This is a genomic window from Kribbella sp. NPDC050470 (genome assembly GCF_044458365.1).
In the GTDB taxonomy this organism is placed as follows: Bacteria; Actinomycetota; Actinomycetes; order Propionibacteriales; family Kribbellaceae; genus Kribbella.
Genome location: NZ_JBITHV010000008.1, coordinates 487,312 through 500,736, shown reverse-complemented (window position 1 = coordinate 500,736; position 13,425 = coordinate 487,312). Strand labels below are relative to the sequence as shown.

The 13,425-nt window shown below is 70.3% G+C and carries 12 protein-coding genes; 8 read left to right on the top strand and 4 right to left on the bottom strand.

Annotated features, from left to right (window positions below; genetic code table 11):
- Window positions 1–6: 6 nt before the first annotated feature.
- From ACIBGM_RS26565 to ACIBGM_RS26555, 3 genes are read left to right on the top strand one after another with little or no spacing between them, the layout of a single operon-like run.
- Window positions 7–1,716, top strand: coding sequence for an AMP-binding protein (locus ACIBGM_RS26565; RefSeq protein ID WP_360536394.1), 1,710 nt, complete (start codon window positions 7–9; stop codon window positions 1,714–1,716).
- Window positions 1,716–2,483 (top strand): ABC transporter permease, encoded by a 768-nt coding sequence (locus ACIBGM_RS26560; protein ID WP_396387029.1) that lies wholly within the window; start codon window positions 1,716–1,718, stop codon window positions 2,481–2,483. The genes ACIBGM_RS26565 and ACIBGM_RS26560 overlap by 1 nt, the downstream gene beginning before the upstream one ends.
- On the top strand, window positions 2,480–2,728 hold the full coding sequence (locus ACIBGM_RS26555; RefSeq protein WP_360536398.1) for a DUF2630 family protein: 249 nt from the start codon (window positions 2,480–2,482) through the stop codon (window positions 2,726–2,728). The genes ACIBGM_RS26560 and ACIBGM_RS26555 overlap by 4 nt, the downstream gene beginning before the upstream one ends.
- Before the next feature lie 17 nt (window positions 2,729–2,745).
- Here ACIBGM_RS26555 and ACIBGM_RS26550 read toward each other — a convergent pair whose 3' ends face one another.
- The 4 genes from ACIBGM_RS26550 to ACIBGM_RS26535 are packed head-to-tail and all read right to left on the bottom strand — an operon-like array spanning window position 2,746 to window position 5,517.
- Window positions 2,746–3,168, bottom strand: a complete 423-nt coding sequence (locus ACIBGM_RS26550; RefSeq protein WP_396387028.1) for a TIGR03667 family PPOX class F420-dependent oxidoreductase — start codon at window positions 3,166–3,168, stop codon at window positions 2,746–2,748.
- Between the two features lie 23 nt (window positions 3,169–3,191).
- Entirely contained in the window at window positions 3,192–3,593 is a 402-nt protein-coding gene (locus ACIBGM_RS26545; RefSeq protein WP_396355874.1) for a CoA-binding protein, read from the bottom strand.
- Window positions 3,594–3,607: 14 nt separating this feature from the next.
- Entirely contained in the window at window positions 3,608–4,261 is a 654-nt protein-coding gene (locus ACIBGM_RS26540; protein WP_396387027.1) for a LuxR C-terminal-related transcriptional regulator, read from the bottom strand.
- Window positions 4,243–5,517, bottom strand: a complete 1,275-nt coding sequence (locus ACIBGM_RS26535; RefSeq protein WP_396387026.1) for a sensor histidine kinase — start codon at window positions 5,515–5,517, stop codon at window positions 4,243–4,245. The genes ACIBGM_RS26540 and ACIBGM_RS26535 overlap by 19 nt, the downstream gene beginning before the upstream one ends.
- A 108-nt stretch (window positions 5,518–5,625) precedes the next feature.
- On the opposite strand from ACIBGM_RS26535, the gene ACIBGM_RS26530 reads away from it, so the two are divergent.
- From ACIBGM_RS26530 to ACIBGM_RS26510, 5 genes are all read left to right on the top strand, one after another.
- Window positions 5,626–6,393 (top strand): ABC transporter ATP-binding protein, encoded by a 768-nt coding sequence (locus ACIBGM_RS26530; protein ID WP_360536408.1) that lies wholly within the window; start codon window positions 5,626–5,628, stop codon window positions 6,391–6,393.
- Entirely contained in the window at window positions 6,393–8,318 is a 1,926-nt protein-coding gene (locus tag ACIBGM_RS26525; protein WP_396387025.1) for an FtsX-like permease family protein, read from the top strand. Before ACIBGM_RS26530 ends, ACIBGM_RS26525 begins: the two co-directional genes overlap by 1 nt.
- A 250-nt stretch (window positions 8,319–8,568) precedes the next feature.
- A complete protein-coding gene (locus ACIBGM_RS26520; RefSeq protein ID WP_396387024.1) occupies window positions 8,569–11,031 on the top strand; it encodes a DNA topoisomerase (ATP-hydrolyzing) subunit A in 2,463 nt (820 codons plus the stop codon).
- 4 nt (window positions 11,032–11,035) lie between these two features.
- Complete coding sequence (locus tag ACIBGM_RS26515) at window positions 11,036–11,746, top strand: LppX_LprAFG lipoprotein (RefSeq protein WP_396387023.1); 711 nt, start codon at window positions 11,036–11,038, stop codon at window positions 11,744–11,746.
- On the top strand, window positions 11,743–13,398 hold the full coding sequence (locus ACIBGM_RS26510; protein WP_396387022.1) for an MFS transporter: 1,656 nt from the start codon (window positions 11,743–11,745) through the stop codon (window positions 13,396–13,398). Before ACIBGM_RS26515 ends, ACIBGM_RS26510 begins: the two co-directional genes overlap by 4 nt.
- The last annotated feature ends 27 nt before the right edge of the window (window positions 13,399–13,425 follow it).

The window sequence follows — 13,425 nt, the reverse complement described above, 5'->3', positions numbered from 1 at the left end:
CGGAACATGGCTACGGAGCGCAGCACTCAGGACGTCACGCGGGAGTTCCGGACCGCCCGGGACTTCCTGGTGGCACACCGCGAGGACTACGAGACGGCGTACCGCGATTTCCACTGGCCGGCGTTCGACCGGTTCAACTGGGCCCGGGACTGGTTCGACGCGCTCGCGGTCGAGCAGCCCGGGGTCGCCGCGCTCACGATCGTCGAGGAGGACGGCGAGGTCAACTCCCGGACGTACCGCGAGATGGCCGAGCGGTCCCGCCGGGTCGCCGGCTGGCTCACCGAGGCCGGGCTGCAACCAGGAGACCGGGTCCTGATCGTGCTCGGCAACACCGTGCCGCTGTGGGAGACCATGCTCGGCTGCATCCGGGCCGGCGCGGTGATGATCCCCGCGACGACCCTGCTCACCGACGCCGACCTCGCCGACCGGATCCAGCGCGGCGGCGTCCGGGCCGTGGTGACCAGCAGCGCCGAGACCGGCCGGTACGCCGGGATCGCCGACCACTGCCTCCGCGTCGCCGTCGGTGAGGCCGTCGACGGCTGGCTGCACTACGACGACTCGGCGCAGTACGACGGCCCGGTGCCCGAGGTGGACACCTCCGCCCACGACTCGCTGCTGCTCTACTTCACCTCCGGTACGACGAGCCAGCCCAAGCTGGTCGAGCACACCCAGGTCAGCTACCCCGTCGGCCACCTGTCGACGATGTACTGGATCGGGCTGCAACCGGGCGACGTCCACCTCAACGTCTCCTCCCCCGGCTGGGCGAAGCACTCGTGGAGCAACGTCTTCGCGCCCTGGAACGCGGGCGCGACCGTGTTCCTCTACAACTACACGCGCTTCGACGCCGAGAAGATGCTGCGCGTCCTGCAGACGTACGGCGTGACCACGTTCTGCGCGCCGCCGACGGTCTGGCGGATGCTGATCCAGGCCGACCTGTCTGCGGTGGAGGTCCGGATCCGGGAGTGCATCTCGGCCGGTGAGCCGCTCAACCCCGAGGTGATCGAGCAGGTCCGCAACGCCTGGGGCGTCACCATCCGGGACGGGTACGGGCAGACCGAGACGACCGCGCAGATCGGCAACCCGCCCGGCCAGCCGGTCAAGCTCGGCTCGATGGGCCGCCCGCTGCCCGGGTACTCGATCGCGCTGATCGACCCGGCGACCGACGAGGTCGGCGCGGACGGCGAGATCTGCATCGAGCTCGCGCCGGCGCCGGTCCCGCTGATGCGCGGCTACCGCGACGCGCCCGAGCTGACCGCCGAGGTGATGCGCGGCGGGCACTACCACACCGGCGACGTCGCGAGCCGGGACGTGGAGGGCTACATCACCTACGTCGGCAGGTCCGACGACGTGTTCAAGGCCAGCGACTACCGGATCTCGCCGTTCGAGCTGGAGTCGGTGCTGATCGAGCATCCCGCAGTCGCCGAGGCGGCCGTCGTACCGTCGCCGGACCCGGTCCGGCTCGCGGTCCCCAAGGCGTACGTCGTCCTGTCCGCCGGGTACGAGCCGTCCCGCGAGCTGGCCGGCGAGATCCTGGCGTTCTGCCGCGAGCACCTGGCGCCGTACAAGCGGATCCGGCGGATCGAGTTCGCGGAGCTGCCCAAGACGATCTCCGGGAAGATCCGCCGGGTCGAGCTCCGGGCGGACGAGACGGCCAAGGTGGACAGCGGCGAGCCGGGCCGGCACGCGTACGACGAGGCCGACTTCAGGGAAGGGTGATGTCCTTCGACACCGGCCTGGGTTGGGCAGCGATTGTCGTTCTGCCACTGCTGATCGCAATTGGCGTCGGTGCGTCCCGGTACGCGGGGCTGCGGCACGACAGAGGAATCGTGACTGCGGCCCTGCGTGCTGTTCTGCAGCTGACCGCGGTCGGTCTGGTGGTCGGTGTCGCGCTGCAGCACACGCTGGGTGCGATCGCGTTCGTGCTGGTGATGTTCGTGGTCGCCACCTTCACCAGCACCCGGCGGATCCACTCGACCGCGGTGATCCCGCGGCAGTGGATGTACTGCGCGACCGCGATCGGTTGCGGTGCGTTCGCCGTACTGCTGCTGCTCATCCTGCCCGGGGTGGTGCCGCGCAACCCGGCCACGATCCTGCCGATGGGCGGCATCATCATCGGCGGCACGATGACCGCGACCACACTGGCCGGCCGCCGGGTGCTGAACGAGTACGGCACCCGGTACGGCGAGTTCGAGGCCGGACTGTCGATCGGCCTGCTGGCGCCGGACGCGTTCAAGCTAGTGGTCGGTCCGGTCGCCGGTGACGCTCTGCTGCCGGCGCTCGACCAGACGCGCACGGTCGGGCTCGTCTCGCTGCCCGGCGCGTTCGTCGGCATGGTCCTGGGCGGCGCCTCGCCCACGGAGGCGGCCGCCCTTCAGCTGGTCGTCCTGATCGGCCTGGTCGCCGCCGAGTCGCTGGCGATCCTGACCATCACCGAGCTGCTGTCCCGTTCGGCCCTTCCGGACGGGCGTACGGTTTCCTCATGAGTGATGACAAGAGCCTGTTCAGCCGGATCGACGACCTTGTCGCCGAGGAGCGCGAGCTGCGCTCCCGGCACGCGACCGGGCGAATGAACGACGACGACGAGCGCGCCCGGCTGCGGGCCGTCGAGGTCGAGCTCGACCAGTGCTGGGACCTGCTCCGGCAGCGCCGCGCCAAGCGCGAGTTCGGCGACAACCCCGACGACGCCCAGGCCCGCTCCGCCGACACCGTCGAGGGCTACCTCGGCTAGAAACCGCGCCTGACGGCCTAGAAACCGCGCAGTTTCTCCGGCGTGATGCGGATGGTCACCGAGTAGTCCGCGTGGAACTGCTCGTTGGTCATCCCGAGGCCGGCGATGTCGTCGGCGTACTTGTTGTTGTAGGCCGCCAGCTCGTCACCGGTGATCGGCGCGTCGTCGACGACCGCGGTGCCGGAGATCACCCCGACGTCGCCGCCGGTGTGGGTGGCGTTGAAGTTCAGCGCCACCTGCGGGTGCGCGGCGACGTTGTGCAGCTTGGCCTTGTTCGGCTGGCTGGCGATCAGCAGCCGGTCACCGTGCCAGAGGAACCAGACCGGGTTCGGCGCGGGTGTCCCGGACTTGCCGACGGTCGTCAGCCACACCACTCGTTCGTCGTCCAGCTGCCGCGCGATCCGCTTGCCGAAACCGGTGGACGTGTCGATCGTGATCATCAGGCCCCTTCAGGGTCAGGTGGTCAGGACGGACCGAGACGCCCCCACTCGATCGCCGGGCAGCGGTTCATCACCATGGTCAGCCCGGCGGCCGTCGTACGCGCGTAGGCGTCCGGATCCACTACATCCAGCTGGAACCACACGGCCCGCGCGTTGATTCCCACCGCCTGGTCCGCGATGTCGCCGGCCAGCTCGGAGCGCACGAACACGTCCACGCAGTCCACCGGGAACGGGATCTCCGCCAGCGTCGCGTACCCCTGCTCGCCGTGCACGGTCTCCGCCGACGGATGCACCGGCACGATCCGCTTGCCGTGCCCCTGCAGGAACCGCGCCACGCCGTACGCGGCCCGGCTGGTGTTGTTCGACAGTCCAACGACCGCCCACGTCTGGCAGTCCGCGAGGATCTTCCGGATATCGCTGTCCATGTCTCGATCCTCCCTCAGCCACGCAAGTACGTGAGCACTGCGGACACCCGCCGGTCCCGCCCGTCGTCCAGCTGCAGCTTCGCGAAGATGTTCCCGACGTGCTTGCGTACGGCGGCCTCGCTCACCACCAGCTGCTCGGCGATCGACGCGTTCACCCGCCCTTCCGCCATCAGCGCGAGCACCTCCAGCTCCCGCGGCGTGAGCGCCGACAGCGGACCGTCGTTCCGCCGCCGCGCGAGCAGTTGCCGGACCACCTCGGGGTCCACCACGGTCCCGCCGTCGGCGACCCGGTCCAGCGACTCGAGGAACTCCGCGACATGCCCGACCCGGTCCTTCAGCAGGTACCCGATCCCGCCGGTCGTTGTCTCGAGCAACGAGGAGAGATACGCGTCGGCGACGTACTGCGACAGCACCAGGATCCCGATCGCCGGCAACTCGGCCCGGATCGCCGCCGCCGCGCGCAGCCCTTCGTCGCTGTGGCCGGGCGGCATCCGGACGTCGGTGATCACCACGTCCGGCGGCGCCTTGCGTACGACGGCCAGCAGTGTGTCGGCGTCCCCGACGGCATCCCGTACCTCGTGGCCGGCGCGGTCGAGAATGCTGGCCAGCCCCTCCCGCAACAGCATCGAGTCTTCGGCCAGCACGATGCTCAGTCGCCGAGTCGGCACGGGCACTCCATCCTCAGTCGAGTCGGCCCACCGAGTGGGCTGTCGATGTCGAGTGTCCCTCCCAAAGCGTCCAACCGGGTCACCAGCCCGGTGAGCCCGGTCCCGGCGCCTGGCCGCGCACCACCGACTCCGTCGTCGGTGATCGTGATGACCAGCCGATCACGCTCGACCCACCCGGCCACCTCACAGGTCCTGGCCTGCGCGTGCTTGGCGACGTTGGCCAGCGCCTCGCTGACGACGAAGTACGCCGCGGCCTCGATCGGCGGCGGCAGTCGCGACGGCAGCGTCAGCTGCACGGTCACCGGCAGCGGACTCCGGTCCGCCACCTCCAGTACGGCGGCCTCCAGCCCATGGTCGACGAGTACGCGCGGATGGATCCCGCGGACCGCCTCGCGCAGGTCCGCCAGCGCCGCCTCCGCCTCACCGTGCGCCTTCACGACCAGCCGCTTGCCCTCCCCCTCCGGCAGGTCGAGCTCGGCCAGTCCGAGTGTCATGGTCAGCCCGACCAGACGCTGCTGCACGCCGTCGTGCAGGTGCCGCTCGATCCGGGCCCGCTCGGTCTCGAACGCGTCGACCAGGTCGAGCCGGGACCGCCGCAGCTCGGCCAGGTTCCGCTGCAGCTCCTCCTGCCGCGGGCCCAGCATCGCCTTCGCCAGCGCGGCCTCCGCACCCGCGAGCACGCCGACCAGGTAGGAGCTCAGCGCGAAGAAGGGCGGCCCGAAGCACAGCAGGAAGATGAACCCATCCTGCGCGCTGTCCAGGATCCACGGCCCCATCCCCATCTGGTCGCCGTCCGCGATCACCGGCGCGGCCAGCGTCGTACCGAGGATGGTCGCGCTGATGCCCGCGACCAGGGCGCTGAGCGGCCAGACGAAGACACCCAGCACGAAGCCGTAGCCGAGTGCGCGCAGCGAGGCCTGCTCGCGGCGGCGGAACTTCAGCTTCTCGCGCAGCGACAGCGACTCGGGCATCTTGGCGTGCGGGCTGCTGATGCCGTCGATCAGCACCAGCCCGGACCGCCACCGTTCGACCCGGCCGATCACGACCCCGATCAGCGGGAACATGGCGATCAGCAGGATCCCGATCAGGATCGGACTGAGCACCGCACTGGCCGCAGCGAGCCCGAAGAGCACACCGATCGTCACCACACCCACCGGCACCGACGTGAACAGGTAGGCGTAACTCCGCCACGGCCACGACGACACCAGGTACCGCGGCGACGCCATCGCCGCCCAGGTCGTCATCGGTCTGTCCACGGCGTCAGCCTAGGTGGGTTGGGGCCCGGTGAGCGGTAGCGTGCGCGCTACTCCAGGTCTCTTCTGTGGGCCAGGGCTTTGTAGCCGCTTTCCCGGTGTGCTGAATGCATGACCGCTACCGCGCCGACGTACCCGAGCGTCGTACCCACTGAACCGCCGGCCCTGCTGCTGGACGGCATCACCAAGACCTACCGGTCCAAGGCCGGTGCGGTCGATGCGCTGCGAGGCGTGACGTACCACTTCCACCGCGGCACGTTCACCGCCGTGATGGGCCCGTCCGGGTCCGGCAAGTCGACCCTGCTGCAGTGCGCAGCCGGGCTCGACCAGCCGACCAACGGCTCGGTCGTCCTCGGCGGAGTGAACCTGCGCGGGCTCAATGAGGTCGCGCTGACCAAGCTGCGCCGCAAGGAGATGGGCTTCGTCTTCCAGGCGTACAACCTGCTGCCGTCGCTCACCGCCTACGACAACGTCGCGCTCCCCCTGCGACTGACCGGTCGCCGCCCGAGCCGCAGCGCCGTACACCAGGTGCTCGAGCAGGTCGGGCTGGACGGCAAGGCGAAGCGGCGCCCGGCGGAGCTGTCCGGTGGACAGCAACAGCGGGTCGCGATCGCCCGGGCGCTGATCACCCAGCCGTCGGTGTTCTTCGCCGACGAGCCGACCGGCGCCCTGGACAGCGGCACCAGCCGGCAGATCCTGTCCCTGTTGCGCGATGCGACCGACCGGGCCGGGCAGACCGTGGTGATGGTGACCCACGACCCGGTGGCCGCCGCGTACGCCGAGCGTGTCCTGTTCCTGTCCGACGGCCTGATCGCAGGCCACCTCGAGCGCGGCACGCCGGCCCAGATCGCCGCCGCGATGAGCCACTTGGAGCGGTGATGTTCTACGTCAGCCGGCAGACCGTCGGCCGCCATCGCGCCCTGTATGCCGGCTCGTTCATCGCGCTCGCCGTCGGGGTCTTCCTGCTCGGTCTCGCCGCCACCGCGACGGCCGCCACCATCGCGTACGACGGTCCGCTCGCCGCAAGCATCACCGTGACGACCCTCGGCAGCCCCGACACCCCGCCCGAGCAGCTCCGGGTGCCGACGACCGACGCCGACGTGTCCGGCCTGCAGACCGTGCTCAGCATGGTCGGGACGCTCGCCGGGTTCATCACGATCTTCGTCATCGCCAGCACCTTCGCCTTCGCGGTCGCCTCGCGTCGCCGGGAGATCGGCCTGCTCCGGCTGATCGGCGCCACCCCGAGGCAGGTACGGCGGATGATCCTCGGCGAAGCGTTGGTCGTCGCGATCGCGGCTGCGCTGACCGGGGCGGTGCTCGCCCAGCTGGCGACGCCGCTGCTGCTGAGCAAAGCGTCGTACACCGAACTGGCGCCGGTGAAGCTGGAGCCGGCCTCGCCGTGGGTCCCGTTGTCGATCGCGGTCGGCGCCGGGGTCCTGGTGGCGATGCTCGGCGCGCGGTCGGCCGCTCGTCGGGCCGGTCGGGTCGGACCGATCGACGCGCTGCGTGAGGCAGCGCTGGAGCCGCCGCGGATCGGGCCGGTGCGGATCGCGTTCGGGCTGCTGTTCCTGGCCGGATCGATCACGTTGCTGGCGCTGATCCGGCCGTCGACCGGTGAGGGCGTGATGCCGCTGGCGATGTTCACCCCGATGCTGCTGGTCATCGCGCTCACTCTGCTGGCGCCGCTCATCGTGCCCTGGATCAGCCGGCTGTGGTCGCTGCCGCTGACCAGGTGGACCCAGGTCTCGGGCCTGCTCGCGCGGAGCAACGTGATCGCCGCACCCCGCCGGAGCGCCTCGCTCGCGGCGCCGATCCTGTCGATCTCCGCGATCGCCGGGTCGATGGTGCTCAGCCTCAGCTTCGCCGCCGACAGCGCCGAGGCGGCCATCCGCGACGCCGTTCGCGCACCCGTCGTGGTCACCGGCTCGCAGCTGTCGTCGACGACCGGCGTGGCCGCTGCCGACGCCGGCATCCCGCTCCAGTTCGTCCGGATCAGCCAGGACGACGCCCAGCTCGAGGACGCCGAAGGCATCGGCCCCGCGGTCGCGGTCCGCACCCGGCAGCTGACCCCGATCGCGGGCGACCTCGCGCGACTGACCGGCAACACGGTTGCCGTGGGCAAAGAGACGGCCGGGTTCGAGCACTACCGGGTCGGCGACGAGGTACCGGTGACGTTCCTGGACCGGACCAGCGCCAAGCTCCGGATCGTCGCCATCGTCCCGGATGCGTTCGGCGCGAACCCGACCTTCCTGGTGCCGCTCGAGCTGGCCCGCAAGCACGCGCCGACGGCCGAGCCCGAGCGGATCTTCGTGCTCCCCGAACCCGGCGTCGACCTGGTCGGCAAACTCGACAACGCCGTGCTGGCCGCCGAGTGGGAGGCGGAGCAGGCGGCGGGAGTCCGGAAGGGAAACCAGTTCGGGCTGATCCTGCTGCTCGGGCCGGCCGCGCTCTACAGCGCGATCGCGATCGCCAACACGCTGCTGATGGGCAGTCTGCAGCGGCGGCACGAGTTCGTCACGTCGCGGCTGCTCGGCGCCACGCCGGCCCAGATCCGCCGGATGGTGCTGTGGGAGTCGTCGCTGGTCGGCGTGGTGGCGCTCAGCCTCGGTACGGCGATCACGGTCACCGTCGGGATCCTGATCCGGCACGCGCTGACGTCGGGGGTGGCCGACGTACCGGTGACCGTGCCGTGGGGTGTGCTGCTGGGTATCGCCGCGATCTGTCTGACCTTGGCGGTAGGGTCCGCTCTGGCCCCGACGACGTACATCCTGCGCCGGTCGCAGCCGTCCGGAGCGCTGGACTAGACCGCTCACGGCGGCTGTCTCGGCAGGTTGGCGGGTCGTGGCCACGCTCGTGGGGCCCCCGTCCTGGACTGAGGAGCGCAGGGAGCGAAGCGACTGGAGTGACGAGGGAAGGACGGGAACCAGGCCCCACGACGCGCCGCGCCGGAGGCGTGGCAATGTGCACAGCAAATGGGAGTTCACCAGGGACAATGGGCACGGCGCCGGACCGTCGCGGCGCCGTACCGGCTTGATCGAGGAGTTCGTACACCGCATGGCACGCCGTAGCAGCACCACCGCCGAGCCCGAGGACTTCGAGGAGCGCATCCTCGACGTCGACGTCTCCGACGAGATGCGCACCAGCTACCTGGAGTACGCCTACTCGGTGATCTACTCCCGGGCGCTGCCGGACGCGCGGGACGGGCTGAAACCGGTCCAGCGGCGGATCCTGTTCTCGATGGCGGAGAACAACATCCGCCCCGACCGCGGCCACGTGAAGTCGGCCCGCGTCGTCGGTGAGGTGATGGGTAAGTACCACCCGCACGGCGACGGCGCGATCTACGACGCCCTGGTCCGGACCGCGCAGCCGTGGTCGATGCGGGTCCCGCTGATCGACGGCCACGGGAACTTCGGCTCGCTCGACGACGGCCCGGCCGCGATGCGGTACACCGAGTGCCGGATGGCGCCGTCCGCGCTGGCGATGACCAACGGCCTGGACGAGAACGTCGTCGACTTCCGGCCGAACTACGACGGCCAGGAGGAGGAGCCGGCGGTGCTGCCGGCCGCGTTCCCGAACCTGCTGGTCAACGGCGCCGCCGGGATCGCGGTCGGGATGGCGACCAACATGGCGCCGCACAACCTGGTCGAGGTGATCCAGGCACTGCGGCACCTGATCAAGACCCCGAACGCCGACCTGGACGACCTGATGCGGTTCGTCCCCGGGCCGGATCTGCCGACCGGCGGCAAGATCGTCGGCCTGGAGGGCATCAAAGGCGCCTACGCCACCGGCCGCGGCAGCTTCAAGATGCGCGCCACCGCCCGGATCGAGAACGTCACCCCGCGCCGCAAGGGCATCGTGGTCACCGAGCTGCCGTACTCGGTCGGCCCGGAGAAGGTGATCGAGAAGATCAAGACCCTGGTCCAGTCGAAGAAGCTGCAGGGCATCGCCGACGTCAAGGACCTGACCGACCGGACCCACGGCACCCAGCTGGTGATCGAGGTCAAGAACGGCTTCGTCCCCGAGGCGCTGCTGGAGCAGCTGTACAAGCTGACCCCGCTCGAGGACGCGTTCCACGTCAACAACGTGTGCCTGGTCGACGGCCAGCCGCGCACCCTCGGCCTGAAGGACCTGCTCGAGGTCTACCTCGGCCACCGGTACGACGTGGTCCGCCGGCGCAGCGAGTTCCGCCGGAAGAAGGCCCAGGACCGGCTGCACATCGTCGACGGCCTGCTGATCGCGATCCTGGACATCGACGAGGTCATCCAGATCATCCGCAACAGCGACGACGCCGCCCAGGCCCGCGGCCGGCTGATGGAGATCTACGACCTGTCCGAGGTGCAGGCCAACTACATCCTGGACATGCCGCTGCGCCGGCTGACGAAGTTCTCCAAGCTCGAGCTGGAGACCGAGAAGGGCGAGCTGGAGCGCGAGATCGAGCGGCTGACCGCGATCCTCGAGGACGAGAACCTGCTCCGCAAGACGGTCTCCGACGAGCTGGCCGAGGTCGCGAAGACCTACGGCACGCCGCGCCGGACCGTGCTGCTGGAGTCGTCCGGCGCGACCAAGACCGCGGCCGTGCCGCTCGAGGTCAGCGACGACCCGTGCTGGGTGCTGATGAGCTCGACCGGCCTGCTCGCCCGTACGAACGGCGTGGAGCCGTTCGGCACCGGCGACGCCCGGGCCAAGCACGACGCGATCGTGTCCGCGGTGAAGAGCACCGCCCGCGGCCAGTACGGCCTGGTCACCAGCGCCGGCCGGCTGATCCGGCTCGAGTCGCTCGACCTGCCCGCCGTACCGACGACGGCGAACGCGCCGAACCTGCAGGGTGGCGCGCCGGTGGCGGAGTTCGTGTCGCTGGAGCCCGGTGAGAAGGCGCTTGCGCTGACCACGATGGATCCCGACTCGATCGGTGTCGCGCTGGGGACGGCGGCTGGCGTGGTCAAGCGGGTCGTGCCCGACCACCTGAGCAACCGGGACGCGTGGGAGATCGTCCGGCTGAACGACGGCGACGAGGTCGTCGGCGCGATCGAGCTGACGACCGGCGAGGAGGAGCTCTGCTTCATCACCTCCGACGCGCAACTGCTGCACTTCCCGGCGTCCGCGGTGCGTCCGCAGGGCCGGACCGCGGGCGGTATGGCCGGTGTCCGGCTCGGCAAGGACGCGAAGGTGGTCTTCTTCGGCGCCGTCGAGTCCGGGCGCGAGGCGCACGTCGTCACGATCGCGGGCTCGTCGTCGGCGCTGCCGGGGACCGAGGTCGGCGCAGTGAAAGTCACACCGTTCAGCGAATACCCGGGCAAGGGCCGCGGCACCGGCGGTGTGCGCTGCCAGCGGCTGCTCAAGGGTGAGGACGGGCTGCTGCTCGGCTTCATCGGTGCTGCGCCGGTCCGGGCGAGCGCGAACAGCGGCGCCCCGGTGGACCTGCCGCCGATCGACCCCCGACGGGACGGCTCCGGCGTACCGGTTGCGCAACCTATCGCTGCCTGCGCCGCCGACAGCGCCAGTTACGTGGCAGGCTGACGCCATGAAGAGACTGCTCGCGCTGGGCGCGGTGCTGGTGCTGGCGCTGGCGGGCTGCAGCGACGACAAGAAGGACGCCGACGGCGGCACCACCCAGCCCGGCGACGATCCGGTCGCGCTGCTCACGGATGCCAAGAAGACGATCGACGAGGCGGCCAGCGTGCACATCGTGCTGACCGGCCGCGACCTACCGGAGAACGCGCAGACCCTGGTCACCGGTGACGGTGTGGCGACACACGCCCCGGCGTTCAAGGGCAAACTGACCGTTCGTACGGCGGGCGCGCCGATCGACGCCGAGGTGGTCGCGGTCGGCAGCAAGGTCTACGCGAAGCTGCCGTTCACGACCGGCTTCACCGAGCTGCCGCAGTCGCAGCTGGTCGCGCTCGGCGCGCCGGACCCGGCAATCCTGCTGGACCCGGACAAGGGCCTGACCTCTTTGCTGCCGAAGGTGAAGGACCCGAAGATCAAAGGCGAGACCCGGGAGGGCGCCAAGGTGCTGACCGAGGTCACCGGCACGGTGCCGGGTTCAGCGCTGCCGGGGATCTTCCCGAAGGCGCCGGCCGACCAGGACTTCCCGAGCACCTTCAAGATCGACAAGGACACCAAGCAGTTGGTGTCGGCAACGATCACCGGACCGTTCTACGACGGCGCCACCAGCAGCTATGACGTGACCCTGGACAAGTACGGCGAGCAGGTCGAGATCACCAAGCCGTGAGCACCCCCAGGGTCCGGCTCACCCTTGCGTCGATCGCGGTAGCCTTCGCAGCTGCCGACACCTACGTCGTCGTCCTGGCGTTGCCGGACATGATGGCGGGCGTCGGGTTGTCCGCGGACGAGCTCCAGCGGGCGGCGCCGATCATCTCCGGGTTCCTGCTCGGCTACATCGCCGTCCTGCCGCTGATCGGCCGGATCGCCGACGTCATCGGCCGCACCCCGGTACTGATCGGCGCACTGCTGCTCTTCGCGGTCGGGTCGCTCATCACCGCCGGGGCGTACGACCTGTCGTTGATAGTGACCGGCCGCTTCCTGCAAGGTGTCGGCGGTGGCGGCCTCGTCCCGGCCACCCTCGCACTGGTCGCAGACCTGTGGCCTGCCGACCGCCGAGGCCTCCCGCTCGGCGTGGTGAGCGCCGTACAGGAGATCGGGTCGGTGCTCGGCCCGCTGCTCGGCGCGCTCGTGCTCGCGGTGGCCGACTGGCGCTACATCTTCTGGCTCAACCTCCTTGTGGCTGTGGTCCTCGCGCTGCTGCTGCGCGGGTTCAAGGCACCACCGCTCTCGGCTGCGGTCGGCTTCCTCGCCTGTGTGGCACTCGGTCTCAGCTTGACTGCGCCGGACCGGTTGGCGACCGGTGTGACGCTCGGCATCCCGTTCGTCCCGTTCTCCGGTGACTCGCGCCTGCTCACGCCGATCGGCGTGGTCACACTCGCCCTGCTGCTCCTCTGGATTGCCCTGCTGCTCCGCAAGGCCCGTGTGCGGGCAACGCTCGAGCAGGTCGACCTCGTGGGCGCGCTGCTGCTTGCGCTCGCGCTGGCCGGTGTCGTGCTCGCGTTTGCGACCGCTGATCCCGAGCGGGAGCTGATGTCGCCTGCGGGACCGTGGCTGCTGGTGGGAGCTGCGGTGTTCGCGGTGGCGTTCGCGGTCTGGCAACGCCGTACGCCGCGGGCGATCGTGCCTCGTGGTTTGCTCGGTGCCTCGCCTGCGTGGGGTTCGCTGGTGGTCAGTTTCCTCGTCGGATGTGCGCTGATCGCGGCGCTGGTCGACGTACCCGTCTTTGCGCGCACCACCCAGGGCGGCGGGCAGTTGGCGGCCGCGTTGGTGTTGCTGCGATTCCTGATCGCGTTGCCGGTCGGTGCGGTGGTCGGCGGCTGGCTGACGCGGCGCTACGGGCTCGGCGTGATCACCGGTGCCGGGCTCGCGCTGGCCGGGGCGATGTTCGTGGCGATGGCGTTCTGGAGTCGCGACGCACTCGATCACTGGCCGGCGACCGTCGTACTGCTGCTGTGCGGGTTCGGCTTCGGGCTGGCGTTGTCGCCGGTCAACACGGCCGTGCTCGGTGCCACTCCCCCGGACAGCCACGGCCTGGTCAGCGCGCTCGTCGTGGTCGCCCGGATGGTCGGCATGCTCGTCGGCGTCTCCGCCCTCACGGCAATCGGTCTACGCCGCTACTTCGCCATCGTCGACGACATCCCGTCGCCCAACGAACTGTGCCCGACCGCCCCCGGCTCCTGCCGCCCGTTCGTCGACGCCCTCCGCGACGCAGCCGTTTCACAAGTTCACGCAATCTTCGCCGGCGCCGCCGTCTCCGCCTTCCTGGCCGCCGTCCTGGCCGTCCTCCTCCTCGGCCGACGTGGCGTTGTGCACAGATGATGGTCACCGTGCCGGAACCTGGTCCCG